This is a genomic window from Bradyrhizobium sp. LeoB3 (assembly GCF_055456055.1).
The window spans coordinates 1-339 of sequence record NZ_JBVBEF010000414.1; the positions used below are offsets into that span (position 1 = coordinate 1).

Annotated in this window: 1 protein-coding gene; it reads left to right on the plus strand. The window is 65.8% G+C overall.

Going from position 1 to position 339, the window contains the following annotated elements; all coding sequences use genetic code 11:
- Nucleotides 1–339 (plus strand): transposase zinc-binding domain-containing protein (locus tag ACZXDY_RS46560; protein ID WP_464350112.1); only part of this gene is annotated, 339 nt, incomplete at both ends.

A 339-nucleotide genomic window follows, 5' to 3' on the forward strand; every position in this document is an offset into this window, starting at 1 on the left:
CATGTCGCGCGCTGCGCGGACTGCGCCTATACGACCATCGCCTACAACTCCTGCCGCAACCGGCACTGCCCGAAGTGTCAGGGCGCCGCCGCCAAGGACTGGCTCGCCGACCGCGAAGCCGACCTATTGCCGGTGCCGTACTATCATGTCGTGTTCACGCTGCCGGCTCGGATCGCCGACATCGCCTACCGGAACAGAGCTGCCATCTACGATCTCATCGGCATTACGTCCGTGCTGCACACCTGGGGCTCGGCCATGACCTACCATCCGCATGTGCACATGATCGTGCCGGGCGGTGGCATCTCGCCCGATAGCCAGCGCTGGGTGTCCTGCCGGCCC